The organism is Pigmentiphaga aceris, from assembly GCF_008119665.1.
GTDB lineage: Bacteria > Pseudomonadota > Gammaproteobacteria > Burkholderiales > Burkholderiaceae_B > Pigmentiphaga > Pigmentiphaga aceris.
This window is the reverse complement of record NZ_CP043046.1, coordinates 1512954-1538903: the sequence shown is the minus strand read 5'-3', so window position 1 is coordinate 1538903 and position 25950 is coordinate 1512954. Positions and strand designations below refer to the sequence as shown.

The window sequence follows — 25950 nt, the reverse complement described above, 5'->3', positions numbered from 1 at the left end:
TTTCTACTTACGATCAAGCGCTGACGTTCAACCCCGAACCGAGCGATCCCACGCCCCGTCCAACTCACGCGGCAGCAAGTGTTTGCGGATGCGTTCGCTGGGGGTCAGGTCGAAGCGTTCGACCAGTCGGTAGTAGCGCGGCAGCTGATAACTGGCCAAGCGGTTCGAAGCCCACGCGGACAAGGTCGGTGCCAAGCGCGCGAGGTTTTCCGGCGAGCTATCTTCGCACTGCACATACAGCAGCACTTCCTGTTCGCCGATATCGCTTTTCACGCCCACCGCCGCCACCGAGCTGACATCCGGGTGCTGTGCAAACACCCGTTCGATTTCCCAGGCGGATACGTTCTCGCCCCGCACCCGCATGCTGTCGGTGCGACGGCCCACGAAGAACAGGTCGCCATCGGCATCGCGCCACGCAATGTCGCCGGTGTACAGGCGGCCATCGCGCAAGGTACTGGCGGTGGCTTCCGGGTTGTCCAGATAACCGGCCAGGAAAGCGCCTTCTACATCGGTAGCCAGCACGATCTCGCCATGCTCGCCCACGCCCACTGGTTTGCCGTTTTCATCCAGCAGTTCCAGCGTCATCCAGGGCAGCACACGCCCCATCGACCCCGGTTTGCCGTTCTGATTGAAGCAGCCAAAGCTGGAACATTCGGTCATGCCGTAGCATTCGCGCAGTCCCATGCCGAGGGTGTCTTGGGCCTGTTTCCAGGTCAGCTTGTTCAGCCCTGCGCCCCAGGCCACGCGAATGCTGTGCTTGGCCGGAATGGTTTCCGGCTGGCGCATCAGCAGTTCCAGCACGCCACCCAGGTAATGCAGGTGAGTCGCGCCAGAGGTTTCGATCTGCTGCCAGAAGCGGCTGAGCGAAAACGCGGGCACGACGTGCAAAGATACCTTGGCCAGGAACGGGGCCATCAGCATCTGCGCGCCGCCGATATGGCACAGCGGTTCCCACAGGAACAGGCGGTCGCCATCGTGGGCATCCGCCGCGATCAAGGCGGCTTCGCTGGCGATGCGCAGCATGCGATGCGTGAAGCGCACGCCCTTGGGCGCGCCGGTGGTGCCAGAGGTATAGATCAAGCACAGCAGGTCGCTGGGCACGCAAGGGGCACGCACAATGGCTGCGCCCTCCACTTCCGATTCGACCAACTCGGCATGCACCAACTTGAACGGATGCGTGGCCCCGGCTTGCGTCACCTGTTCATCGAACTCGGGTTCCACCACGACTAAGGACGGCTTGGCGTGGTCGATCAGGTATTGCAGGCCTGCTGACTTCAGGCGCGTGTTGACGGGCACCCAGACCATGCCGGACAGAATCAGGGCATAGATCAGGGCGACATGGGCCGGATGGTTTTTCAGCATCACGGCCACGCGGTCGCCCGGCACCATGCCTTGCGTAGCCAGCCAGGCCTGGCTGAGCGCGACATGACGGCGCAGGCGTGACACTGTCCATTCCTCTGCGTCGAAAGCCAGCACCATGCGATCGGGCGTGGCATTCAAACCGGCATGCAGAATGCCTTGTACGTCGAGCTGATCGTCGTCACCGCGGACGGGGAAATAACGCGTGTAGTCATGCATGATTTTTTCGTTCGCGTCGCAGCATGGCCATCGCGAAAATAATAAGAGTGATGATGGCCAGCAGCGTGGTGGATACCGCCGCCAGCGTGGGGTTGACCTGAAGCAGCATGTCGTCCCACATCTGCTTGGGCAGCGTGGTCTTCAGGCCGCCGCTGACGAAGATCGCAATCGTCAGTTCGTCGAACGAAGTCAGGAAAGCGAACAGGAAGGCGGACGCCATCGAGGGCAGCAGGATCGGCAACATGACCGTGCGCATGCGGGCCGATGCGCTGGCACCCAAAATCTTGGCTGCGTCGTCCAGTCGCCAGTCGTAGCGCTTCAAGGCGGCTGCCATCGTTACGACGACATAGGGAATGGCCAGCACGGTGTGGCCCAGAATCAGACCCGCATCGGTACCCGTCAGGCCCATGCGGGCAAACAGGTAGAACAAGCCCACGGCAATCACGATGCGCGGCAGGATCAGCGGGGCGACGAAGAACGAGAACAGCGCGTTGCCAATCTTTCCGCGCATCTTCACCAGCATCAGCGCGGCACCCAGGCCCAAGGCAACTGCGATCAATGCGGTGGACGTTGCCACCAGCACCGAACGAATGAAGGCCGATTGCCACGCGGGCGAGGTCATGAAGGTTTCGTACCAGCGCAGGCTGAAGCCTTGCGGCGGGAAGGCCAGGAAGTTGGAACTGGTGAACGAGATCGGCACCACGGTCAGTACCGGCAGCATCAGGAACAAGGCCACCAGCGCGCCGTACAAGTGCAAGGTCCAGGAACGACGTGCGACGGTGCCGCGCTTGGGCGCAGGGAATACCTGATCTGCCCAGCGACCCAGCGTGCCCCAGAAGGCTTGCATGCGCCGACTGCCGCCCCGCCCTGCGGGTGCATCGCCACTCATTGACGACAAACCCACCCAGCGGTCGTAGGCGATGAAGACGACGATGGTCACCGCCAGCAGCAGCACCGACAGTGCGCCCGCAAACGGCATGTCGAACAGTTCCAGAATCACCGAGATGACCAGCTGACCGACCATGGTTTCACGCGGGGTGCCCAACAGCGCAGGCACGATGAAGAAGCCCAGGCTGGTGATGAACACCAGCAGCCCGGCAGCGGCCGCACCCGACATCGACAAGGGCATGAAGATGGTGAAGAACGCGGTGCGACGGCCCGCGCCCAGGGTGTGGGCAGCGCGGGACAACTGCGCGTCGATGCCTTGCATGATGGGCAGCATGCTCATCACGGCCAGGGGCACCATCGCGTGGACCATGCCGACCAACACGCCCGTCAGCGACGGGATCAGCGAGGCGGTCATTTCACCCGCGCCGAAGGCATCGGCCAGCGAACGCAGCACGCCGGTACGCGACAGCAGCAGAATCCATGCAAAGGTCTTGACCAGATAGCTGGTCCAGAACGGGATCAGCAGCCAGATCAACCAGCGCGCGCGCTGCTTGGCGGTGATCTGGCTAAGCAGGTAGGCAAACGGATAGGCGAGCGCCACCGCCAGCAGTGCCGTCAGCGCCGAGATCATCAAGGTGACGCCCAGCACCCGCAGGTAAGCGGTTTGCTGGCCGATGCGCACGTATTGCGCAAAACCCCAGGTGCCGTCCGAACTGCTGAACGAGTTGACCAGGATTTCCAGCACCGGGACGATGAAGAACACGATCAGGAACAGGATCGCGGGAATGCCGGGCAGCCAGGGCCGGCAGGTATGCCAGAGGGATCGCGTGCGCATGGCCGCTTACCTCGACAACACAACGGCGTGCTGCGGGTCCCAGGACAGGCCGACGGCTTCACCGACTTGCGGATGCGGCGTCTTGCACGACACACGCGCACTGAATTCTTCGCCACCGGGCAAGCTTGCGATCAGCTTGATATCCGAACCCTGGAACACCAATTCGCGCACGGTGCCTTGCAATATGCCCTGCTCTGCCGGCACCACTTGCACCACTTCAGGCCGCACCATCAGGCTGGCCTTGGGCAAGCTGTTTGCACCCGCATCCGCTACAGCCAGCTTGCGGTCCCGCCACACAAAACCACCGGCATCGACACGGCCATCCAGCAGGTTGGATTGACCAATGAAGTTGGCGGCAAAGCGCGATACGGGGCGGTCGTACAAGTCACGCGGCGAACCGATCTGTTCGATACGCGCATCGTTCATCAGGCACACGCGGTCGGACAGGCTCAGCGCTTCGTCCTGATCGTGCGTGACGTAGATGAAGGTGGCACCCAGTTCACGATGCAGGCTGCGAATTTCGCCCTGCATGTGTTCACGCAGATTCTTGTCCAGCGCACCCAGCGGTTCGTCCAGCAAGATGATGCCGGGGCGATAGACAAAGCAGCGCGCCAGCGCAATGCGCTGCTGCTGCCCGCCCGACAGCTCGCGCGGATAACGCGCGCCGAAGGCGTCCATCTTCACCATGGCCAGCGCGCTGGCAACATCAGCATCGATTTCTGCAGGCTTGCGCCGCCGCATGCGCAAGGGGTAGCCGACGTTTTCGGCCACCGTCATATGCGGGAACAGCGCGTAGCTTTGGAACACCATGCCGATGCCGCGTTCGCCTGCGGGCAGGTCGGTAGCGTCTTTGCCGTCGATGAACAGCTGTCCACCGGTCGGCTCGACAAGCCCTGCCAGCATTTGCAGCAGGGTCGTCTTGCCCGAACCGGAAGGTCCGAGCAGGGTCAGCAATTCGCCCGGCAGGACGTCGAGATCGGTCGGCAAGAGCGCATTGACCGCGCCGTAGCGTTTGGCAAGACCTCGGGTGGACAGCTTTGGATGCATGCTTACCTCGACTCAGCCCAGCAACCAGGCATTGAAACGCTCGGTCGCCTTGGTACGGTTGTCGTTCCACCATTGCGGGCTGGGCAGCACCATGCCGGCGATGTTGGGCGCGGCAGTCGGCAGCAAGGCCGCACGTGCCGGTGCGATGCTGTCGTAGGCCTTCAGGTTGGTCGGGCCGTAGGCCAGCAGGTCGGTGAACATGGCCTGGCGCTTGGCGTCGCCGCAGAAGCGCACGAACTGCTTGGCGATGTCGGCGCGCGGCGTGCCCTTCGGGATGCCCCAGCCTTCGATGGAATACAGGCCCTGGTTCCAGTTGATGGCAACCGGTGCGCCGCCGTCGATGGCGCTTTGGCTGCGGCCGTTCCAGGTCGAGATCATGTCCACTTCACCAGACTGGATCAGTTGCGTGGATTGCGCGCCACTGGTCCACCACACCGAGATGTGGGCCTTGATCTTGTCGAGGCTCTTGAAGGCGCGGTCCAGGTCCATCGGGTAGAGCTTGTCGGCGGGCACACCGTCGGCCATCAGGGCCTGTTCCAGCGTGTCGAGCGCGTTGCGGCGCAGGCTGCGGCGGCCCGGGAATTTCTGCACGTCCCAGAAGTCGGCCCAGGTCTTGGGGCCATTGGCGCCGAACTTGTCGGTGCGGTAGGCCATGGTGGTGGCGTACACGTCCACCCCCAGCCAGTCGGGGCGGATAGCTTCGGGCATGATGCCGGGGAATTCGTCAGCCTTCAGGCCGATGGGTTCCAGCAGGCCACGCGATTCCAGAATCGGGATGTCGCTGGACAGGGTCAGGATGGTCGCGTCCCAGATGTAGTTCTTGGTCTGGACCATGGCGGTGAACAGCGATACCGGCTGCGATTCACGCGCGACGTTGACCACCACGGTGCCGGTTTCTTTGAAGAACGGATCGTAAAAGGCTTTGCGATAGGCGTCGGTGTACGGGCCGCCCGGATCGGACACGATCAGGCGCTTGGCCTGGGCGTGCACGCCTGCGGGCAACATCAACGCGGCACCGGCACCTGCGGATGCTTGCAGGATGCGGCGGCGGGTTGTATTGATGGCTTGGTTGGTCTTTTGGCTCATGGTGTCTCCTCGCTTTTTTCGGGGGCGTGCAACGCTTGGGGGAAGCCTTTGTCTTGCGGCGGCCGTATGTTCGGCCTTGTGGTCATCGGGCACGGCCGCGTTGCGGTGTGCCCGGTCTTGCAGGATTGGTCTTTGCGCCGTGCCTGATCTGCCAAGACGGCTTCAGCCCTTCGGCACCGAATGCCCGCGCACGCGGAAGAATTCTTCCATCATGCGTTGCGGCTCACCGGTGGCGTAGGACTCGCCCTGGATGCGAATGCCAGCGCGGATGGCTTCTTCGAAACCGGGCTGGGTCATTTCACGGAAACGGGCCTTGTCCAGACGCATAGCAACGGGCGGCTTGCTCGCCAGCAAGGCGGCAACTTCCATCGCGCGGGGCAGGACCTGGTCGGCGGGAACCAAGTGATGGATCAGGCCGATGCGATGGCATTCCTCGGCTTCCATCATGCGCCCGGTCAGCGTCAGTTCGATGGTGCGTGACATACCGATCATCGATTGCATGATCCACGGGCCGGTCACGCTGGCGATGCCGGAATTGATTTCCGGCTGGCCCATGCGCACGCCCGGGTGGCCGACGCGGATGTCGCCCAGCAGCGCGACCTGGAAAGCCGAGCCTGCGGCCGTGCCGTTCAAGGCCATGATCAGCGGCTTGCTCAGGCTGCGAATGGTGTCGTAGTAGTCCTCCCACTCGTGCATCCACGCTTCCGACGCAGTCACGTCAAAGCCATGCGCCTCGGCCAAGTCCTGGCCTGCGCAGAAGGCGCGGTCCCCTGCCCCGGTCATGATGATTGCGCGAATCGACTCGTTCGCATCGAAGCTTTTCAGCGTCGCGATGATCTCGTCGCGCATGGGCTTGTGCCAGGCGTTGAGCTTCTCGGGACGGTTCAGCCGAAGCAGTCCGGTCTGGCCGTGGGTCTCGATTTCGATGAACTGCGTCATGCCGTCTCCTATCTCATAGAAATAACTCTTGTTGCAGAACAATATAACGCCACTTTTGTAGATCGGCAATCGGCAACTACACGACCGGAATTCGTCACGACGAAGGGAGGAACTCAAGCGTCGGCACGAGGCTTGCGAGCCAAACCCGCGATGCATCGGGCGAATCAGGCTTCTCGATGGAATCGATGCGTTTGATGCAACCAAGCGAGCGTGGCCTGCGTAGAACTGTTTGTCGGGACTTGTCGGCCAGATGGCAGTACGCGCGGGCCTTCCCCCTAGCTGAAGGAAGTCGAGATGAAACGTGTGTTGAAGATGCTGATGGTTGCTGTCCCTGCGTTGACCGCGCTGGCGGCCTGCTCGCCGCTGGGTACGCTGAACGCCCTGACGCCCAGCAGTCATTTCAGCCGCGACCAGGACATTGCCTACGGCACCGACCCGCGACAGCGGCTGGATATCTACCGGCCCACGGGTACACAGAACGCCCCAGTGGTGGTGTTTTTCTACGGTGGCAACTGGACCAGCGGTGACCGCGACGACTACCTGTTCGTGGGCGAAGCGCTGGCGGCGCGCGGCATCACCACCGTGGTGGTGGACTACCGCCTGTCACCTCAGGTGACCTACTCCGGTTTCCTGGACGACTCGGCACGTGCACTGGCCTGGACACGGGCGCACATTGCTGAACACGGCGGCAATCGAGACGAGTTATTCGTGATGGGGCACAGCGCGGGTGGCTACAACGCGGCCATGGTGGCGATGGACCCACGCTGGCTGGCGACCTACGGCGAAAAACCGGCGATGCTGCGCGGTTGGATCGGCTTGGCCGGACCTTATGACTTCACGCCGATCACCGGCGAAGACATCAAGCCTGCTTTCCTGGCACCGAACACGCCACCGGACTCCCAGCCCATCAATCACGTGGGTGAAGCACGTGTACCGGCACTGCTGTTGGCGGGCGGCGACGACAAGACTGTGGACCCGGTGCGCAATACCCGCCAGTTGGCCGAAAAGCTGCGCGCAGTGGGGGTGCCGGTGCAGACCGATACTTTCGACGGTATCGGTCACGCGATGATGATCGGCAGTTTTGCGCGTCCGTTGCGGTTCCGGGCTCCGGTGCTGGATCGGGTGGTGGCGTATGTCGAGCAGGCGTCGGGCTCGCAGGCGATGACTGCACCGGCTACGCGATAAGGCGTTGGTGATGCGGGAGCAGCTTGGCCTGCACCACTGCAGATATCAATAAGACTCGGCGTGCTTGTCCAAGCCATCCAGCACCGCCAGCGCATCCGCAGGCAAACGCAGGCTGGCACTGGCCAGGTTCTGTTCAAGGTGCTTCACCGACGAGGTGCCCGGGATCAGCAAGATGTTCGGCGAGCGATGCAGCAACCAGACAAGCGCAGTCTGCATGGACGTAGCACCAAGCTGTTTGGCTACGTCATCCAGTGTTGAAGATTGCAGCGGGCTGAAACCACCCAGCGGGAAAAATGGCACGTAGGCGGTGCCTGCCGCTGCCAATTCATCGATCAGTGCGTCATCCCCACGGTGCACCAGGTTGTACTGATTTTGCACGCAGGCAATGTCGGTAATGGCGCGCCCCTCGGCAATCTGCGTGCGGGTGACATTGCTCAACCCAACGTGCCGCACCAAGCCCTTCTGCTTCAGCTTCGCCAAAGCCGCAACCTGCGCTTCGATGGACCCTTCGGCCGGTCCGTGAACATCGAACATCACACGCAGGTTCACCACGTCCAACACGTCCAAGCCCAGATTGCGCAGGTTGTCATGCACTGCGCGTTCCAGTTCGGCAGGGGTGAATGCCGAGTCCCAGGAGCCGTTGGCCCCGCGCTTGGCGCCCACTTTAGTGACGATGACCAGATCATCTCGGTACGGGTGCAGCGCTTCACGAATCAGCTGATTGGTGATGTGGGGACCATAGAAATCGCTGGTGTCCAAGTGGTTGACGCCTGCGTCCACCGCCGCCCGCAGTACCGCCAGTGCTGCGGCGCGGTCTTTCGGCGGGCCGAACACGCCAGGCCCGGCAAGCTGCATGGCACCGTAGCCCATGCGATTGACGGTGCGATCGCCCAATTGGAAGGTGCCAGTGGAAGTGATGTTGGAGGTGGTGGAGGTCATGTCGGCGTCCTGAATCAAGGTGAATTGCCAGACTAAGGCGTGTACGATTGGCCGACTATCCGGTGCAATCAGCACGAGGCGTACTGAATTCAGCACAATGGTAAATCTTGAATGGCAAACCTTGAAGATCTGGCGGCGTTTGTCGCCGTGGTGCGCGAAGGCGGCTTTCGCGGTGCGGCCCGGGCAACTGGTACCAGCGCGTCACGGCTGAGCGAAGCGCTGCGCCGTCTGGAAACCCAGTTAGGGGTGCGGCTGCTGCACCGGACTACCCGCAACGTGGCCCCCACCGATGCGGGTGCACGTCTGCTGGAGCGTTTGCGTCCGGCACTGTCCGAGGTGGAATCGGCACTGGATGTGGTCAACGGTTTTCGGGATCGCCCGGCAGGCCGTCTGCGTCTAAACGTGCCGGTGAATGTGGCGCACACCATCTTGCCGCGCATCGTGCCGCCTTTCCTGGCGGCCTACCCGGACATCTGCGTGGAAGTGATCGCGCAGGATCGTTTTGTGGATCTGGTGGCAGAAAACTGCGACGCCGGCATCCGCTACGAGGAACGGCTGGAACAGGACATGATCGCCGTGCCCATCGGGCCAAGATGGCAGCGTTTTGCGACGGCCGCAGCGCCCGCCTACCTGAACCAGCGCGGTCGCCCTGCCCACCCGCGTGACCTGCTTGACCACAGTTGCCTGCGCATTCGGCACGCAAGCGGTGCGGCTCCTCCGTGGCAATTCGAGCGCGATGGCGAAACGGTAACCGTGGATGCGAAGGGGCCGCTGGTTGTAGAAATCGGCGCTGCCATCGAACTCGCGGTGGCGGCAGCGGTGGCTGGCAACGGCATCATCTTCCTGTTTGAAGATTGGTTGCAGCCCTACTTCGATCGTGGCGAATTGGAACCCGTGCTGAGCGACTGGTGGCCGGGCTTCTCCGGTCCTTTCCTGTACTACTCGGGGCGTCGGCACCTGCCGGCACCGCTGCGGGCGTTCGTTGATTTTGCGAATGCGATGCGGACCAAGGAATGATGCGAGGCAGGTCCAAAGAATACGTTCAAGCGATCTTCTAACGACCGCCCGCGCCCATCACGGAGACGCTTCCGACGGCGTACCCCCCTGCCGTCTCGACGTCCCACCCGGAATATCGAAACGCGCCACTTCGCACGCCACATCCACCAGTGTGGACAGCAAGGGCGTGACGAAACTCTTCTTGCAGACCGAGTAGTAATGGATGGGCGGAAGATCCGGCTTCACGTCCAGCCGCCGCAATACACCGCGCGCCACCACCGGCGAAAAGTACGCATCGGGCAGATAACTGATGCCCATGCCCAGCGCTGTCAGTTGCGCTGTCACACCCAGGTTATTGCAGGTGAACACCCGCTTGACCGACATGCCTTGCTCGGCAAACCAGGCATCGTAAATGTGCGACAAGGCCGAATTCGGCGGCTGTGAGATCACCGGATACGGTGCCAGGTCATGCGGTGTCAGCTCCCGTCCGGATTCAATGTCGATGTCGGGGCTGGCCATCCACACGTTGCGCACCGAACCCAGCGGCGTGCTGTCGTATTCGTAGCTCCAGAACGGCCCGGGCATGAACGCCAAGTCCAGTTCGTCGCGTTGCAAGCGTTCGTACAGCGTCAGCCCGCCATCGATCTCGGGCATCAATTGCACATTGGGATAACGGCGGCTGATCTCGTCGATCAAGGTGGCCAGCCAGGTCAGGCCGACCAGCTCGGTCACGCCCAGCCGAACGACGCCTTCCAGCGAGGAAGGGTCGCCAATGCTCTGCACGATGCGCTGGTTCAGTTCCAGCATTTCGCGCGCCATGACCAGCAACTTGTGCCCTTGCTGCGTCAGCAGCAGACGGCGCGCCTGCCGCTCGAACAGCGGCATGCCGGCAAACGATTCGAGTTCGCCTACACGCTTGGCGATGGCCGACTGCGTGGTGTGCAGCCGGTTCGACGATGCGTTGAAGCTGCCAAGGGTGGCGCTCCAGTAGAACGCTTCGAGTTGCTTGAGGGTGTACATGCGCGCAGTGGGCACCGGGTGACGACGGTCAACCATAACACCCCCTTGCGCACATGCCGATTACCCCAAGCAGACTCAATGCACGATCAGGCTCAGTGGCCGATCACGTCGGCCAGGAAGCGCTGCGCACGCGGGGTCTTCGGTGCACTGAAGAACTCCTCGGGCGTGGCGCTTTCCAGGATCACACCACCGTCCATGAAGATCACGCGGTCACACACTTCGCGGGCAAAGCCCATTTCGTGGGTGACGCAGACCATGGTCATGCCGTCACGTGCCAGCGACTTCATCACCTGCAAGACTTCGCCGACCATTTCCGGGTCGAGTGCGCTGGTGGGTTCGTCGAACAACATGACCGGCGGCTTGAGCGCCAACGCGCGGGCAATCGCCACGCGCTGTTGCTGACCACCCGACAGATTGCCCGGGAAGGCCTTGACCTTGTCGGCCAGGCCAACGCGCTCAAGCAGGCTGCGGGCAAGCTCGGTGGCTTCCGCGCGCGGCTGCTTCAGGATGTTGATCGGCGCATACATCACGTTGTCCAGCACGCTCATGTGCGGGAACAGGTTGAACTGCTGGAACACGAAGCCGATCTTCTGGCGCAGGCGATTGATGTTCGTGCCCTTGGCATGCACGTCTTCGCCATCGACCAGAATCTTGCCCTTGCCGATCGGTTCCAGACGGTTGATCGTGCGGATCAGGGTGGACTTGCCCGAGCCCGACGGCCCGCACACCACCACCACTTCACCGCGTGCGACGTCCAGGTCCACTTCCTTGAGCACGTGGTGCTCGCCGTACCATTTATTGACTTGCTGGAGCTTGATCATGACGAATCCTCAAACCATGGCGCGCGCACGGCGCACCCGCCATTCCAGCGAGCGCAGCGCGCGGCTCATGCTGAAACACACGATGAAATAAATCAGGGCCAGCAAGCCGAACACTTCGAGCGGCTTGGTCAGCAACATGTTGTTGACCTGGTTGGCTGCGAAAGTCAGTTCGTTCACGCTGATCACGTAACCGAGCGAGGTCTCCTTGATGGTGGAGACGAATTGGCTGGTCATGCTGGGCAAGACGTTGAACAAGGCCTGCGGCAGTACCACCTTGCGCATGGTGGTCCAGTAGCCCACGCCCAGCGAGCGCGAGGCCTCGATCTGGCCACGCGGCAAGGCTTCGATGCCAGAACGCACCACCTCGGACATGTAGGCGCTTTCATAGACTACGAGCGCGATCAGCAAGGTCCAGAAGCCGCTCAGCGAAAAGCCAGTCAGCTTGGGCAACACGAAGTAGGACCAGAAGATCAGCATCAGCAGCGGCATGCCGCGCACGCAGTTGACGAAGACCGCTGCGCTGCGGGCCACCCAGCGATAGGGACTGACGCGGGCGATGGCCAGCAGCACGGCCAAGGGCAGCGATGCGAGCATGCCGCACACCGCCAGGATCAGCGTCATCACCACGCCGCCGAGCGGCCCCTTGGGGTACTGGCCGATCAGCAGCTGGAGCCAGAAGTCCTGCAGGATCTCAAGCATGGCCGGCTCCCGTGTTGATGCGATAACGCTTGTAGAGACGGGACCCGACAAACATGATCAGGAACGAGCCAAGCAGGTACATGATGGTCGCTGCGCCGAAGGTGGCGTAGGTGCGGTAGGTCTCGCTTTCGATCTCGCGAGCGCGGTAGGTCAGTTCCACCACGCCGATGGCCATGGCCACCGAGGTGTTCTTGAACAGCAGCAGCGCGCGGCTGACCAGCGGCGGAATCGAGGTGCGGATGGCCTGCGGCACAATCACGAAACGCATGGTCTGCAGGAAGCTGGAACCCAGGGCACGCGACGCTTCGAACTGCGTAGCCGGGATGGCGCGCAGCCCGCTGCGGATGTCCTCAGAGATGTAGGCGGCCGAGCCAAGCGACAAGGCGATGGCAGCCAGCGACATTTCGGCATTGTGGGCGTAGAGCCAGGTGCGGAAGGATTCGGGCAGCAACTCGGGCATGCCGAAATACCAGAACAGCACCAGCACCAGCAAGGGCACGTTGCGATGGAACTCGACGTAGGCGTCGACGAACCAGCGGCAAGGCGCGAAGTCGATGGTGCGAATTACCACCAGCACCACGGCAAGCATGAAGGCCATCACCCAACAGATCGCGAACAGCTGAACCGTGGTCAGCATGCCTTCGAGCATCGAGAGCAATTGGGCGTTAGTGAGAAAGCTCATGTGGCGGGTTTTCTCGTGGAAGTCGCCAGCGGCGACGAATGACGGGCGGAACGCCATGGAACATGGCGCCGTGAAGCGGTGTGCACGCCGCCCCGAGGCAGCGGCGCACATGGCAACGGGCCAGCCGTTCAGTCGATAGGCCAGCCCGTTGCCTGCCGGCCGCTCAATAGCACGGCCGGGACACACGAAAGATCGAAGCTTCGATCAGACGTTCAATCAGCCAACGATACGGCCAATGGTGAACGAACGATTGATCTTGTATTCGGTGTTGGGACCGAACCACTTCTCGAAGATCTTCTTGGCTTCACCGGTTGCTTCGGCTTCTTCCAGCGCGCGGTTCACCTGACGCAGGAATTGACCTTCAGACTTGCGTACGCCCAGGCCCCAGGCCTCGTTGAACACCGGCTGTTCGATCATGCGAACCGGCGAGCTCGGGGGCGATTGCATGACCAGGCGGGCCATGATCAGCTCGGACGCGAATTGCGCCTCGACCTTCTTTTGCTGCAGGGCGAGGTAAGCGGCCGGGCTGTCGGCGTAGCCGATCACTTGCGACTTGGTGAAGCGTTCCTTGATCTGGCGCTCCGAGCTGGAACCCTTGGTCGCACCGATGCGCTGGCCGTCCAGCGAGTCGATGGTCTGGTAGGGCGAATCAGCGCGAACCAGCAGCTTCTGCGGGCTGACGTAGTAGGCGTGGCTGAACGAGATCTGCTCGGCGCGATCAGGCGAGTAACCCAGGTTCGCGGCCAGAATGTCGACGCGGCTTTCGTTCAGCTCAGGGATACGCGCGGCGACCGAGATCTGCTTGAACTGGATCTTCACGCCAATCTTCTTGGCAACCAGGGTGCACATGTCGATGTCGTAGCCCACCAGTTCACGGGTGGCCGGGTCCTGGAAGCTGAAGGGCTGCGAGGTGCCGAGGGTGCCGCACACCAGTTCGCCCTTCTTCTTCACGTCGTCCAATTGGTCGGCTTTCGCCACAGTGGCGGCGCTTGCGAGCGTCAGGGCCAGCAGGCCGTATGCGATGTTGGTCAGTTTCATGTGTGCTCCTCGGTGGATCTAAGGGGGGGATTGGTCTTAGCTCAGCTTTTCGCAAGCGGCCCGGATGCCTGCGCAACCAGCCCGAATGTCGTCTTCCGATGCCGCGAACGACAGGCGGAACGTGCCCGGCGCGCCGTAGGCATGACCGTCGATCACGGCCACACCTGCATCGCGCAGGAAGTAATTTGTCAGATCGTTGTCGGTGGCGATCACCTTGCCGTCGGGCGTCTTCTTGCCCAGCAGTGCATTGCAGTCGGGGAAGACGTAGAACGCGCCTTCCGGCACGACTACCGTCAGGCCCGGCGTCTTCGACAGTTCGGCCACGGCGACGTCACGGCGTGCACGGAAGATCTTGGCGAATTCGACCACGCAATCCTGCGGGCCGGACAGCGCTTCCAGCGCGGCGGCCTGGCTGATCGACGAGGCACCCGAGGTGCTTTGCGATTGCAGGATGGCCATGGCCTTGATCAGTTCATCCGGGCCTGCACCATAACCGATGCGCCAGCCCGTCATCGCGTAGGCCTTCGACACACCATTGACCACCAGGGTGCGCGGCGCCAGATCGGGCGCGACTTGCAGCGGATGCACAGCGGCGGTGTCGAGGAAGCCCAGACGCGCGTAGATGTCGTCGGTCATCAACCAGACGTGCGGGTGGCGACGCAGCACCGCAGCCAGCGCTTCCCATTCTTCCTTGCCATAGACGGCACCGGTGGGATTGCTGGGGGCGTTCATCATCAGCCACTTGGTGCGCGGGGTGATCGCGGCTTCCAGGGCTTCCGGGGTCAGCTTGTAGCCGGTGGCCGGCGTGGTGGTGACCGGCACCGGCACGCCGCCGTTGACCAGCACCATGTCGGGGTACGACACCCAGAACGGCGCGGGAATGATCACTTCGTCGCCGTCGTTCAGCGTGGCAGCCAGGCCGTTGAACAACACTTGCTTGGCACCAGTGCTGACGATGATCTGGCCGACCGGGTAGTCCACACCGGTGTCCAGCAACAGGCGCACGCGGGCAGCCTTGCGCAGCGCCGGGGTGCCCTGGGCGGCGGGGTACTTGGTTTCGCCTCGGTCCATCGCAGCCTTGGCCGCGTCGCAGATGTGCTTGGGGGTCGAGAAATCGGGCTCGCCGATGGTCAGGTCGATGACACGACGGCCTTGCTCACGCAGTTCAGCGATGATGGCGCGCGCGGCCACGCTGGGCGACAGCTTGATGCGACGGATTTTTTCGGAAATGAAGGACATCAGGCTGCTCCGGTCTTTTCAGCAATGGTTTTTTCAAGCCAGGGCTTTTGGTACGTGCCGGCCAGGATTTTTTCTTTGGAAACCAGTTCGGCGTTCTCTTTCTTCAGCGCCAGCACCAGGATGTCTGCGGCATGCGCAGCAGGAATGCCCACCACGCCATCGGCGTCACCGACGATCACGTCGCCTGCGCAGATGACCTGGCCACCGATCGACACCGGCACGTTGATTTCGCCCGGGCCATCCTTGTACGGACCCTTGTGCGACACGCCGCGTGCGAAGCAGCCGAATTCGCCTTGGGCGAACACGTCCAGATCGCGGATCGCGCCGTCGATCACAAAACCGAGAATGCCGCGCTCGTGGGCAGCCATCATCATCAGTTCGCCGACCAGCGCGTTGGTGGTGTCGCCGCTGCCATCGACCACGATGATGTCGCCGGGGCCAGCCATCTCGATCGCCTTGTGGATCATCAGGTTGTCGCCCGGGCGTACCTTCACGGTCACTGCCAGGCCAACCATCCGGCCCGTGCCGCCATGCATCGGTCGCAGACCGTCTGCGCCGTACAGGCGCTGCATGCAATCGCTGATCTGCGCGGTGCCGACGGTGGCAAATTGCTGCAGAACATCACTGGTCACGGGCGAGGAGGACCGCTCAAGCATGCGGTAGCCGATGGGATTCATCTGAATGAGGCTCGGTTGGTGAACGAACGCCCATTTAAAAGCCGTGTGGTTTCAGCGCAAAACGATATTAATTCGGCCTGATGTACGAATTTTATTCGTGACTGGATTACAAAACGTCACGTCTGGCGCTGGGCGGGAAGGTGACGACCTTTCGACTTCCCATGACTGACGCGGAAATGAAAACGGCCTCGGGATAACCCCAAGGCCGTTTGGTACGCTTTTATTGCGTGTGACAACAACTGGTTCGTGCTGCGTGACCGGATCGACGGCGCAGCACGTTCGTACCGTGCGCTTACAGGCGCTCGGTTTCACCCGACTTTGGTTGCCACTTCATCAGGCGCTTTTCGACCACGCCCACCATCAGATCCAGGAACAGCGCGCACGCCGTCAGCACGATGATGCCGGCAAACACGGTGTTCACGTCGAAGGTGCCTTCGGCCTGCAGAATCAGATAACCGACCCCGCGTGCGCTGCCCAGGTATTCACCCACCACCGCGCCCACGAAGGCCAGACCGACCGACGTATGCAGGCTGGAGAACACCCAGCTGGTGGCCGACGGCAGGTAGACCTGACGCAGCAGCTGACGACCATTGGCACCCAGCATGCGGGCGTTGGCCAGGACCACCGGGCTGACTTCCTTCACGCCTTGGTAGACGTTGAAGAACACGATGAAGAACACCAGCGTGACGGCCAGTGCCACCTTGGACCAGATGCCCAGGCCGAACCACAGCGCGAAGATCGGCGCCAGGATCACCCGTGGCATCGAGTTCATGGCCTTGATGTACGGGTCCAGGATGGCACCCGCCATGGTCGACAGCGCGAGCCACAGGCCGAAGCCCAGACCGGCAATCGTGCCGATGGCAAACGCCAGCATGGTTTCCAGCAGCGTGATGCCCAGGTGGGTATAGATGTCGGCGTCGGTGACGAACCACTGCCACACGCGCAGGAAGACCTTGATCGGTTCACCGAAGAAGAACGCAACCGCCGGGTCACGTGTGATGCCGTGCCAGACGGCCAGGATGACGACCAGTACCGCCAACTGCCACAGGCGCAGGGTCTTGTGACTGGGTTTGATGAGATTCCACATAATGCTGATGCCCTTTGGTATGGCGCTTACGCGACCAACTTTTGCTGGGCATAGCCCTTGAGAACTTCTTCGCGCAACACGCCCCAGATGGCGGCGTGCAGCTCGACGAAACGGGGGTGCATGCGCACTTCCGACACGTCGCGCGGGCGCGGCAGGTCGATCGCGAATTCACCGATCGGGTGGGTGCCCGGGCCTGCTGACAGCACGATGACCCGGTCGCTCATGGCAATGGCTTCATCCAGATCGTGCGTGATGAACAGCACGGCCTTGCGCTTGGCCATCCACAATTCCAGCACTTCGTTTTCCATCAGCTGACGCGTCTGGATATCAAGCGCCGAGAACGGTTCGTCCATCAGGATGATGTCCGGGTCGCGGATCAGCGTCTGTGCCAGCATGGTGCGCTTGCGCATGCCGCCCGACATCTGGTGCGGGAAGCGGTCGCCGAAGCCACCCAGACCAACCCGACGCAGCCATTCTTCACCGCGCTCGACGGCTTCGCTGCGGCCCACGCCCGCGAATTCCAGTCCTGCAACCACGTTGTCCAGCGCATTGCGCCAGGGCAGCAATGCATCGCCCTGGAACATGTAGCCCGCGCGCGTGTTGATGCCTTCCAGCGGTTTGCCGAACACACTGATGCTGCCCGACGAGGGTTGCAACAGGCCGGCAGCGATGTTCAGCAAGGTGGATTTGCCGCAGCCCGTGGGGCCGACGACGGAGACGAACTCGCCTGCTTCCACCGACATGGTGGTGTCCCTCACAGCGGTGTAGCGCTGCGAGCGGTCTTCACGCGACACGAAGGTGCAGGTCAGGTTTTCAAAGCGAAGCGCGGGTGCGGACGCGGGGGTGGCGGATGATACGGTCGACAAACCCGACTCCTGTAATCATGAAAAAAGCCGCGGCGTGTGCCCACTGGACACACGCCGCGGCGCAGTGACGAACTTAGCCGTTCGGGTATTTCTGGTTCGCCTTCTTCACGAACTCGTTCGTGTAGATGCGCGACAAGTCGATCTTCTTGGCGTCGATGGCCGTGTCGTAGGCAGCCAGGGCGCGCAGTGCGGTTGCCGCACCAGCTTCCGGGACCACGCCGTCCGGCGAGATCGCTTCCTTGCCCTTCTGGAAGGAATCGATGTACAGCGCGCGGTCACCCAGCAGGAAGGATTCCGGCACGTTTTTCACGATTTCCGAGGGGCCGGCCGTTTGCAGCCACTTGTTGGCGCGCACGATGGCGTTGGCCAGGGCTTGCGCCGTGTTCGGGTTCTTGTCCAGGAAGGCTTGCGCCGCGTACAGGCACGCGGCGGGCATCGGGCCACCGAAGATGGTTTCCGTGTCCTTCAGGCTGCGGGTGTCCGAGATGATGCGGATATCGCCAGCACGTTCCAGCGTGGTGATGACCGGGTCAAGGTTGGAGATCGCATCGATCTGGCCCGAACGCATGGCGGCAACCGCGCCAGCGGCAGCGCCCACGCCGATGATCGACACATCGGACGCCTTCAGGCCGTGCTTGGCCAGGAAGAAGTTGACCATCATGTTGGTCGACGAGCCCGGTGCCGTCACGCCGATCTTTTTGCCTTTCAGGTCGGCCGGCGTCTTGTAGTTGGCGAAAGTCTTGGTGGACACCGCCATCACGATCTGCGGCGCACGGCCTTGCAGGGCGAAGGCGCGGAAGGCCTGGCCCTTGTTCTGCAGGCTGATGGTGTGTTCGAACGCGCCCGAGCACACGTCGGCGCTACCGCCGACCACGGCCTGCAAGGCGCGCGAGCCACCGGCGAAGTCCGAGATTTCGACGTCCAGACCTTCATCTTTGAAATAACCGCGCTGTTCTGCGATCGTCAGCGGCAAGTAATAGAAGAGGTTCTTGCCGCCAACCGCAATGCTGACCTTTTTCTTTTCGAGGCCCTGGGCGTGCACGAATGCCGGGAACAGTTGGAGGGCAGCGGCCGTGCCGGCCAGCTTGATGATGTCGCGTCGGGTGAAGGTCATCGAGGGTCTCCGGCGATGGAAAGCAGCGACGCCGGCCGGGGCACAAGCGGTGCACCCTCTTTTTCCAGCGCGTCTATCGCCGCACGATGATATCGGTTTGCCTCAAGGTAACGCATGAGGATGATCCCGAATCAGCACCACAAAAACCGCAATATGGCACTTTGGGCGATAAGCAGAGATTGACACTTGCAGATTGGCACATTGCGGAGCGCTTGGGCAGACCGAACTTTCCAGCCTGTTGCTGCATCACCTGGTGTGATGACAATGCGCTCAAGGCGCGCGGCGGTCCATCAAGGCCCAGGCAATGGTGCCGGCATCGACATATTCCAGTTCGCTGCCGACCGGCACACCACGCGCAAGGCGGGTGACACGCAAGCCACGCGCACGCATCAATTCAGTCAGGTAATGCGCGGTGGTTTCGCCTTCGGTGGTGAAGTTGGTGGCGAGGATGACCTCGTTCACCACCCCATCGGTGGCACGTTCCAGCAAGCGGTCGAAACGGATGTCGCGGGGGCCCACACCTTCAAGTGGCGACAGGCGACCCATCAACACGAAGTACAGCCCCTGGTAACTGTGGCTGGCTTCGATCATGTTCTGGTCCGCCGGCGTTTCCACCACGCAAAGCTGCGTGGCGTCGCGCCGGGGGTTGAGGCAGACCTCGCAGATCTCGACCTCGGTAAACGTATTGCATTTCGCGCAGTGGCGCAGTTTTTCGACCGCATTGGTCAACGACTGACCCAGCATGCGTGCGCCCTGCGGATCGTGCTGCAACAGGTGATACGCCATGCGCTGCGCAGAACGCGCGCCCACGCCCGGCAGGCGACGCAAGGCATCGACCAGGGCAGCCAGCGGAACAGGTGCGTTCCGGTCGCTCATTGGGGCACGCGCTTGGGCGCAGACATCATGGAAACCTGTTTTCGAGAACGGTCTTGAAAAGCTGCTTTTAGAACGGCAGCTTCATGCCCGGGGGGATCGGCAGGCCGGCGGTCAGCGCCGACATCTTTTCCTGGCTGGTGGCTTCGGCCTTGCGCAGTGCGTCGTTCAATGCGGCAACCACGAGGTCTTCCAGCATGTCCTTGTCGTCAGCCAGCAGGCTGGGATCGATGACGATGCGCTTGACGTCGTTGCGGCAGCTGACGGTGGCCTTGACCAGACCACCACCTGCGGCACCTTCCACCAGAATGTCGGCCAGCTGTTCCTGCGCCTTCTTCATGTTTTCTTGCATTTGCTGCGCCTGGCGCATCAAACCAGCGATCTGACCTTTCATCATTTTGGCGTTTCCTTCACGGGGAGTTCTGGGGAGACCGGACTGATCGAATTGGGCACGATCTGTCCGCCGAAATTATCCATCAGCGTACGCACGAAGGGATCGGCAAGGATCGCTTCTTCCGCTGCCTGCTGGCGAGCGCTGCGTACGGATTGCTCGACCGCATGGGCGGTTTCCGAGCCAGTAGTACCTACTTCGACGCTGATCCGCACGGGGCGACCGAAATGGGTTTCAAGCACACTGCGCAAGCGCTCCGCGCCCTGCCCTTCAGCAAGAGTGCGGGCGGATACGCGCAATACAAGCAGATTGCCGTCGATTCGTAGCAATTCGCTTTGGCGCGCCAACTGCGCCGCAATGCCGCGTACCGGCAAGCGGGCCGCCAGCGCGGACCAGGGTTCGTTCAGGACCAGCGCGTCGCCGGGGTTGCCAGTAAAAGCCGGTGCAGCAGCAGGCGCTGGCGCGCGACTGGGTGCCGGCGACTCGAATTCGTCGTCGAAGCCGTTGTCTTGAGCGTCGCGCGGATCACCGTAGGCGGCTGCAGCGGGTTGTTGTGCAGGCTGGCGTGCGGCTTGACGCGCGGTCGCAGAGGCCGGGGCGGACGCACGGGCGCTTGGCTGGGGTGACTGCCTTGGCGACGTGTCGGCATCGTAGCCGCGTGACGCGCTGCCTGCCCCATCCCGGCGACCTTGGGTGCCCGGTGGCGGCTCGGCAAAGCTGGGCTCGGCGTCGTCCATCAGCCACGGGGGCGGTTCCAGATCCGGGGGGCCGCTGCTGGCGCGCGACTGGCGAGCTGGCGGCGGGGCAGGCGCGGGGGCGCGTGCCGGGGCAGCAGAGCCACGCGTTGGTGCAGGCGTGTTGGCGGGTGCCGACTGCGCAGCACTGGCATCGCGCGACGAGGCGGGCCCGGCTGCCAGCGCACGCGCCATCGCGGCGCGCGGGCTGTTAACCGGGGCGTCGGTTGACGTGTTTTGCGATGCTGCTGGCGCAGTGGCGGGTGCGGCGCTGACGGTTGCCGACGCTGCGGGAACAGCAGGTGTTGCAACAGCATCCTGTGTCACATCCCACGGCGGCGAATCATCGGTGGCGGTGGATGCTGAGTCGGATTGGACAGGAGGCGATACCGCGCCGGATTCTGCGCTTGGCGGTGTACCCGGCACTTCAGGCAACACGGCAGTAGCCGCCGCAGTCGGCACGGTTTCCAGCGTAGCCATATCGGCAGCGGCGCTGGGCACGGCTACGTCAGCTTGCGACGCAACAGGCTTGTTGATGGCTGCGCTGGGGTCCGGGAGCGTGCTTGATTCCGCGGCTGCGTTTAAGTCCGCAACTGCGTTCAAAGCGCTGGCCGAATCTGTGACTGCGCCCGAGGACGTCGCAGTAGAAGACACTGCGTCAGTAATAACAGAGGACGAAGCAATTGCAGCGGGACTGGCCGGAGCAGGGTCAACAGCAGTGGAATTACCCGCAACAGAACTGACCGCGCCAGGATTGACCGTCGCAGAAGCCACCGATGCAGGATTCACTGCAGCCGACGAGTCGCTCTGCGAAGCGGTTGCCGAGGCACGAGATTCAGCAGCGGTAGCAGCGCCTTGAGCGACTGCAGGCGGTTCACCGTTTGCCGCACCCTGGTTCTGTGCCGGCGACACCGCAGCCGTCTGTCCAGCCACAGCAATCGCGGTCGAAGCCGGGGTCGGGGCCGGGGCCGAAACAGCCGCTTGCGCTGCCGCCACCGGCGCAGCCGACTTCGCCGCCGCAGGCACGATGGCAGACGTTCCTGGCGGCACCGTGGCACCGCCCGATTCTGCACTGAAGGCCAACATGCGCACGCAGGCCATTGCAAAACCGGCGTATTCGTCCGGTGCCAAGGCCAATTCAGCCCGGCTGTGCACGGCAATCGAATAGAACAATTGCACGGCATCGGGGTTCAAGCGCGATGCCAGACGAATCAGGTCTTCGCCCAGCGGGTGTTCCGCCACGGCTGCCGTGGCAACCCGTTGCGCGATTGCAATCTGCGACAGCATCACTGCCAGATCGCCCAGCGCGCCGGAATAAGACAGGCTGCGGATCGACAATTCGTCGGCCACCGCCAGCACCGCTGCGCCATCGCCGTCGGCCAGCGCGTCCAGCAGACGCACCAGGTGACGCTGATCGATGGTGCCCAGCATGCTGCGCACGGCGTCGTCGGTCAGGTTACCAGCACTGAAGGCAATGGCCTGGTCGGTCAGCGACAAGGCGTCACGCATCGAACCGCGCGCAGCCTGCCCGATCAGCCGCAGTGCGGGCGTCTCGTAGGGCATCTGCTCGGCGTCAAGCACGTGCGACAAATGGCCGACGATGGATTCCGGCGGCATCTGCTTCAGATTGAATTGCAGGCAGCGGCTCAGGACCGTGACCGGAATTTTCTGCGGATCAGTGGTCGCCAGAATGAATTTGACATGCGCGGGCGGCTCTTCCAGCGTTTTCAGCATGGCATTGAACGCGTGCCCGGTGAGCATGTGCACTTCGTCGATCATATAGACCTTGAAACGGCCCACAGTAGGCGAATACACGGCCTGCTCAAGCAACTGCGTCATCTCGTCCACGCCGCGGTTGGACGCGGCATCGAGTTCAAGATAGTCGACAAAACGGCCGCTATCGATCTCGGTACAGGCGCGACACTTGCCGCAAGGCGTAGCCGTGATGCCGGTTTCGCAATTCAGCGATTTGGCGAGGATGCGCGACAAGGTGGTCTTGCCGACGCCACGCGTGCCGGTGAACAGCCAGGCGTGATGAAGACGCTGAGTGGTCAGGGCATGCGTCAGCGCGCGGACGACGTGTTCCTGGCCCACCAGCGTGTCGAACGAACGAGGCCGCCATTTGCGGGCCAGCACGAGATAGCTCATAGCGGCATTGTAGCTGTGCGCAGCAAGCGCGTTGCCAGTGAAACGGTAAGGGGAAGATCAACAGGGAAGACAACACACCGCTTGTGTCGCCGCGCGCCGCGGCATGCAAGCCGGGCACGGGAAAAGCGATGTTGCGCGCGGTGAGAACCGCGATGAATGAGGTGGCGAGCCTGACTTCGGCACTAACGGGATACGACTGTGGCTGCTTCGTTCCCGACCTGACCAGGTTCACCGCTCCGCCATGCGAAGGGGCCCGCCGGGGAGCAGTGTAGCAAATCGGCGGGCCCTTCGTTGGGCCGAGGCCGACAATTGTGCTGAACGGTTGCAGATGGTGGGAATCAGGCTTCGTAATCTCCAAGCCCGCTTCGCACCCAAGCACCAACCACGCCCCCTATCCTGCCCCCACCGCCTGCGACGGCGCATCCAGATGCAGCGACAAGCCGCTCAGCCGCCTGACCCGGCGCGCCACGGCGGCGTCGAACACGCCCTCCCCACTTTCCACCAGCGTGAACCACTGCCGGGCGCGGGTTATGCCCGTGTAGATCAATTCCTTGGTCAGCACCGGATTCAAGGCGGGCGGCAAGACCAGCGCGGTGTGCGCGAATTCAGACCCCTGCGACTTGTGCACGGTCATCGCAAACACAGTTTCAATCGCGCCGATGCGGCTCGGCAGCACGAAGCGCACGCCGCCCTGCCCGTCGTTGCGGGGGAAAGCAACCCGAAGCGCCATCGTTCCTTCTGCGGTGGGCACCTGCATGGCGATGCCGATGTCGCCGTTCATCAGGCCCAGGCTGTAGTCGTTGCGGGTGGACAGGACCGGACGGCCTTCGTACCAGATGTCTGTGGCACGGATCAGCCCGCGCGCCTGCAAGGTGTCGGCAACCCGCTGGTTCAGGCCTTCGACGCCCCAAGGGCCTTTGCGCAGCGCGCACAACAAGCGAAAGTCGTCAAAGGCCGCGAGCACATCGGCGGCCCATTTGGCCCAGGCGGGGTCGTCGTGGTGGGTAGTGGCGGGTGGACGGCCGTTGTGCAGGCGGTTCAGGTAGTGGGCGTAGCCTTGGGGACCCGCATTCGCGGCGTCTGACGGCACGTCGTTGCTCGCGGCTGCAGCCGCACTGCCTGTCCGCCCGGCACCCGCTGCGCGGCGTGATGTTGCGCCGACGATCAGCGTAAGCAGCGCCGCATCGCGCTCGCCATCCACACGCAAGGTGCTCAGATCCTGGGGCGACTGGGCGAACACCACGCGGGCCTGCGCCGGGTCTTGCGCATTGACGGCGCGCGCCAGACGGCCGATGCCGCTGGCCCCACCGAAGCGGCGCGAGTGACGCAGCATCACCGTCTGCTGCGCCAGCGCTTGTTCGCCTGGTTCAAGCATGGGATCGACCAGCGGTGCGCCGGTCATGGCTTCCAGCCACGCACGGGTATCGGCGCGGTAGGCACCGATTTCTGCGTCACGGCACAGGTCACCCAGCACCGCACCTGCTTCCACGGACGCCAACTGGTCTTTGTCGCCCAGCAGGATCAGGCGGGCCGAAGCGGGCAAGGCATCCAGCACGCTGGCCATCATTTCCAGGTCGATCATCGATGCTTCATCGATCACCAGTACGTCCAGCGACAGTGGGTGACGCCGGTCGTGGCGGAAACGCCGGCTGTCCGGCCGGTTGCCGAGCAAACGGTGCAAGGTGCTGACCGTTGTCGGCACATGAGCTTTCACGTCGTCGGTCAGCGGCAGGCGGCTCAGTTGCACGCCAATCGATTCCCCCAGGCGCGCGGCCGCTTTGCCGGTCGGGGCGGCAAGGCGAATACGCAGGGCTTGACCATCGGCCAATGCCGAAGCCTGCAACATGCCCAGCAGCCGGACTACCGTGGTGGTCTTGCCGGTACCGGGCCCGCCCGTGATCAGGCTGAAGCGGCCACGGGCAGCCAGCGCGCAGGCCACTTTCTGCCAGTCGCTGACTGGCTTGCCATCTACCTGCGGGGGCGGCTCGGGGAACAGGTCGGCCAGGCGCGCAGGCAGATCGGGCGGCACCGGCAAGGGTTCGGCCAGACGGTCGCGCAGCGATGCCGCGACACTCAATTCGTAGTTCCAGTACCGGCGCAGATACAGCCGATTGCCGGCCAGCACCATCGGCCGGTCGCCGGCTGCCAGGTTGCTGCCGTGATCGACCAGCGGATTGGCCAGCAAGGCATCGCGCCAGACGTCTGGCGTCAACCCGGACAGCAGTTGCGAGGGCAGCATGGTGTTGCGCAGGGCATCGCCTTCTGGCGGCAGCGACAAGGCAAAGTCAGGCTCGTCCAAGGTGGCGGCGAGGTCCAGACACACATGACCGTGACCCAATTGATGACTGGTCAGCGCGGCTGCCAGCAAGACCAGTGAGTCGGACTGCGGCGCGATGCCATGCAGCAGATCGACAAAGGCGCGATCGAGCGCGCGCAGCCAGCCGCGCCCGACCCAGAGATCGAGCTGGCGCAGCAGATCGTCTGCGTTTTCCAGCGGGCGCAGGCCACCGGGTTGTACGGGGTCGTTGCGATCGGCGGCGAACTGGGCCAGTGACCGAGTTGCGCCGGTCAATGGTTCGATGTTCGGTGCAGTGGCAGGCGCGTGGGCACGCACGGACGGCACAGCTGGCTTTGCTGGCGCTGTCTTGGCGGTAGATGCGGGTGCAGACGCAGCAGCAGACCCAGGTGCAGACACAGGTGCAGACCCAGGTGCGGGTGCGGGTGCGGGTGCGGACTCAGTGTGGGTGACGCCTTCGTCCAGGAACGCAGTCAACCACGCGGGCTCGTCAGCAAGTTCCAAAGAGGACTCGGACGCGAAGTCTGGCTCGGATTCGAAATCCGGTTCCCAGGCACCGTTCAGGTCAGAGTCCATCAACCATTCCGGTTCGCTGGCGGACGTTCCAGCGGCGGCGGCATTTCTAGCAGCAGGAGGCTCAGCGGCAGCATTCTCAGCAGTAGCAGTTTCGGCAACAGCAGTCACTGTCGCGGGCACAGGAACCGCATGCTGCGCAGCCTGTGGCACAACCGCAGGAGACTCCGCCTCCGCTCCCATCCCAGGCAGCGCAAAT

At 63.0% G+C, this 25950-nt stretch carries 22 protein-coding genes and 1 other RNA gene; 2 read left to right on the top strand and 21 right to left on the bottom strand.

Annotation, left to right across the window (positions count from 1 at the left end; translation table 11 throughout):
* Positions 1-27 precede the first annotated feature (27 nt).
* The 5 genes from FXN63_RS06465 to FXN63_RS06445 all read right to left on the bottom strand — a co-directional run bounded on the left by FXN63_RS06465 (position 28) and on the right by FXN63_RS06445 (position 6373).
* Positions 28-1578: an AMP-binding protein gene (locus tag FXN63_RS06465; protein ID WP_148813821.1), complete on the bottom strand. Its 1551-nt coding sequence runs from the start codon at positions 1576-1578 to the stop codon at positions 28-30.
* On the bottom strand, positions 1571-3301 hold the full coding sequence (locus tag FXN63_RS06460) for an ABC transporter permease subunit (protein ID WP_148813819.1): 1731 nt from the start codon (positions 3299-3301) through the stop codon (positions 1571-1573). Before FXN63_RS06460 ends, FXN63_RS06465 begins: the two co-directional genes overlap by 8 nt.
* A 6-nt stretch (positions 3302-3307) precedes the next feature.
* Entirely contained in the window at positions 3308-4348 is a 1041-nt protein-coding gene (locus tag FXN63_RS06455; protein WP_148813817.1) for an ABC transporter ATP-binding protein, read from the bottom strand.
* Positions 4349-4360: 12 nt separating this feature from the next.
* Positions 4361-5434, bottom strand: a complete 1074-nt coding sequence (locus FXN63_RS06450) for an ABC transporter substrate-binding protein (protein ID WP_187395125.1) — start codon at positions 5432-5434, stop codon at positions 4361-4363.
* Between the two features lie 162 nt (positions 5435-5596).
* Positions 5597-6373, bottom strand: a complete 777-nt coding sequence (locus FXN63_RS06445) for an enoyl-CoA hydratase/isomerase family protein (RefSeq protein ID WP_148813815.1) — start codon at positions 6371-6373, stop codon at positions 5597-5599.
* A 294-nt stretch (positions 6374-6667) separates the two neighbouring features.
* Here FXN63_RS06445 and FXN63_RS06440 point away from each other — a divergent pair, with 294 nt between their 5' ends.
* Positions 6668-7558, top strand: a complete 891-nt coding sequence (locus tag FXN63_RS06440) for an alpha/beta hydrolase (RefSeq protein ID WP_148813812.1) — start codon at positions 6668-6670, stop codon at positions 7556-7558.
* Positions 7559-7603: 45 nt separating this feature from the next.
* Here FXN63_RS06440 and FXN63_RS06435 read toward each other — a convergent pair whose 3' ends face one another.
* Positions 7604-8497, bottom strand: coding sequence for an aldo/keto reductase family oxidoreductase (locus FXN63_RS06435; protein ID WP_148813810.1), 894 nt, complete (start codon positions 8495-8497; stop codon positions 7604-7606).
* A gap of 111 nt (positions 8498-8608) precedes the next feature.
* Here FXN63_RS06435 and FXN63_RS06430 point away from each other — a divergent pair, with 111 nt between their 5' ends.
* Positions 8609-9514 carry a LysR family transcriptional regulator gene (locus FXN63_RS06430; RefSeq protein WP_148813808.1) on the top strand — a complete coding sequence of 302 codons (906 nt, stop codon included), beginning with the start codon at positions 8609-8611 and terminating at the stop codon, positions 9512-9514.
* A 57-nt stretch (positions 9515-9571) separates the two neighbouring features.
* Here the strand turns inward: FXN63_RS06430 and FXN63_RS06425 are convergent, their stop codons facing one another.
* The 15 genes from FXN63_RS06425 to recD all read right to left on the bottom strand — a co-directional run bounded on the left by FXN63_RS06425 (position 9572) and on the right by recD (position 25754).
* Positions 9572-10513 (bottom strand): LysR family transcriptional regulator, encoded by a 942-nt coding sequence (locus tag FXN63_RS06425; protein ID WP_148819013.1) that lies wholly within the window; start codon positions 10511-10513, stop codon positions 9572-9574.
* A 92-nt stretch (positions 10514-10605) separates the two neighbouring features.
* On the bottom strand, positions 10606-11334 hold the full coding sequence (locus FXN63_RS06420) for an amino acid ABC transporter ATP-binding protein (RefSeq protein WP_148813806.1): 729 nt from the start codon (positions 11332-11334) through the stop codon (positions 10606-10608).
* A 9-nt stretch (positions 11335-11343) separates the two neighbouring features.
* Positions 11344-12033: an amino acid ABC transporter permease gene (locus FXN63_RS06415; RefSeq protein WP_148813804.1), complete on the bottom strand. Its 690-nt coding sequence runs from the start codon at positions 12031-12033 to the stop codon at positions 11344-11346.
* A complete protein-coding gene (locus tag FXN63_RS06410; RefSeq protein ID WP_148813803.1) occupies positions 12026-12715 on the bottom strand; it encodes an amino acid ABC transporter permease in 690 nt (229 codons plus the stop codon). The genes FXN63_RS06415 and FXN63_RS06410 overlap by 8 nt, the downstream gene beginning before the upstream one ends.
* Positions 12716-12931: 216 nt before the next feature.
* A complete protein-coding gene (locus FXN63_RS06405) occupies positions 12932-13753 on the bottom strand; it encodes an ABC transporter substrate-binding protein (RefSeq protein ID WP_148813801.1) in 822 nt (273 codons plus the stop codon).
* 36 nt (positions 13754-13789) lie between these two features.
* Complete coding sequence (locus FXN63_RS06400; protein ID WP_148813798.1) at positions 13790-14992, bottom strand: pyridoxal phosphate-dependent aminotransferase; 1203 nt, start codon at positions 14990-14992, stop codon at positions 13790-13792.
* Positions 14992-15669 carry an RraA family protein gene (locus FXN63_RS06395; RefSeq protein ID WP_148813796.1) on the bottom strand — a complete coding sequence of 226 codons (678 nt, stop codon included), beginning with the start codon at positions 15667-15669 and terminating at the stop codon, positions 14992-14994. The genes FXN63_RS06400 and FXN63_RS06395 overlap by 1 nt, the downstream gene beginning before the upstream one ends.
* A gap of 292 nt (positions 15670-15961) precedes the next feature.
* The gene (locus FXN63_RS06390; RefSeq protein WP_148813794.1) at positions 15962-16756 is read right to left on the bottom strand and encodes an ABC transporter permease; all 795 of its coding nucleotides are present in this window, start codon (positions 16754-16756) and stop codon (positions 15962-15964) included.
* A 26-nt stretch (positions 16757-16782) separates the two neighbouring features.
* Complete coding sequence (locus FXN63_RS06385; protein WP_187395124.1) at positions 16783-17622, bottom strand: ABC transporter ATP-binding protein; 840 nt, start codon at positions 17620-17622, stop codon at positions 16783-16785.
* 73 nt (positions 17623-17695) lie between these two features.
* Positions 17696-18736, bottom strand: a complete 1041-nt coding sequence (locus FXN63_RS06380; protein WP_148813793.1) for an ABC transporter substrate-binding protein — start codon at positions 18734-18736, stop codon at positions 17696-17698.
* A 270-nt stretch (positions 18737-19006) separates the two neighbouring features.
* Complete coding sequence (gene recR / locus FXN63_RS06375; RefSeq protein WP_148813791.1) at positions 19007-19612, bottom strand: recombination mediator RecR; 606 nt, start codon at positions 19610-19612, stop codon at positions 19007-19009.
* Positions 19613-19679: 67 nt separating this feature from the next.
* Positions 19680-20006, bottom strand: a complete 327-nt coding sequence (locus tag FXN63_RS06370; RefSeq protein ID WP_148813789.1) for a YbaB/EbfC family nucleoid-associated protein — start codon at positions 20004-20006, stop codon at positions 19680-19682.
* Entirely contained in the window at positions 20003-22882 is a 2880-nt protein-coding gene (dnaX, locus tag FXN63_RS06365) for a DNA polymerase III subunit gamma/tau (RefSeq protein WP_148813787.1), read from the bottom strand. Before dnaX ends, FXN63_RS06370 begins: the two co-directional genes overlap by 4 nt.
* A gap of 160 nt (positions 22883-23042) precedes the next feature.
* Positions 23043-23140: signal recognition particle sRNA small type (ffs, locus tag FXN63_RS06360), an RNA gene on the bottom strand.
* A gap of 133 nt (positions 23141-23273) precedes the next feature.
* Positions 23274-25754: an exodeoxyribonuclease V subunit alpha gene (gene recD / locus FXN63_RS06355; RefSeq protein ID WP_148813785.1), complete on the bottom strand. Its 2481-nt coding sequence runs from the start codon at positions 25752-25754 to the stop codon at positions 23274-23276.
* Positions 25755-25950: the final 196 nt, after the last annotated feature.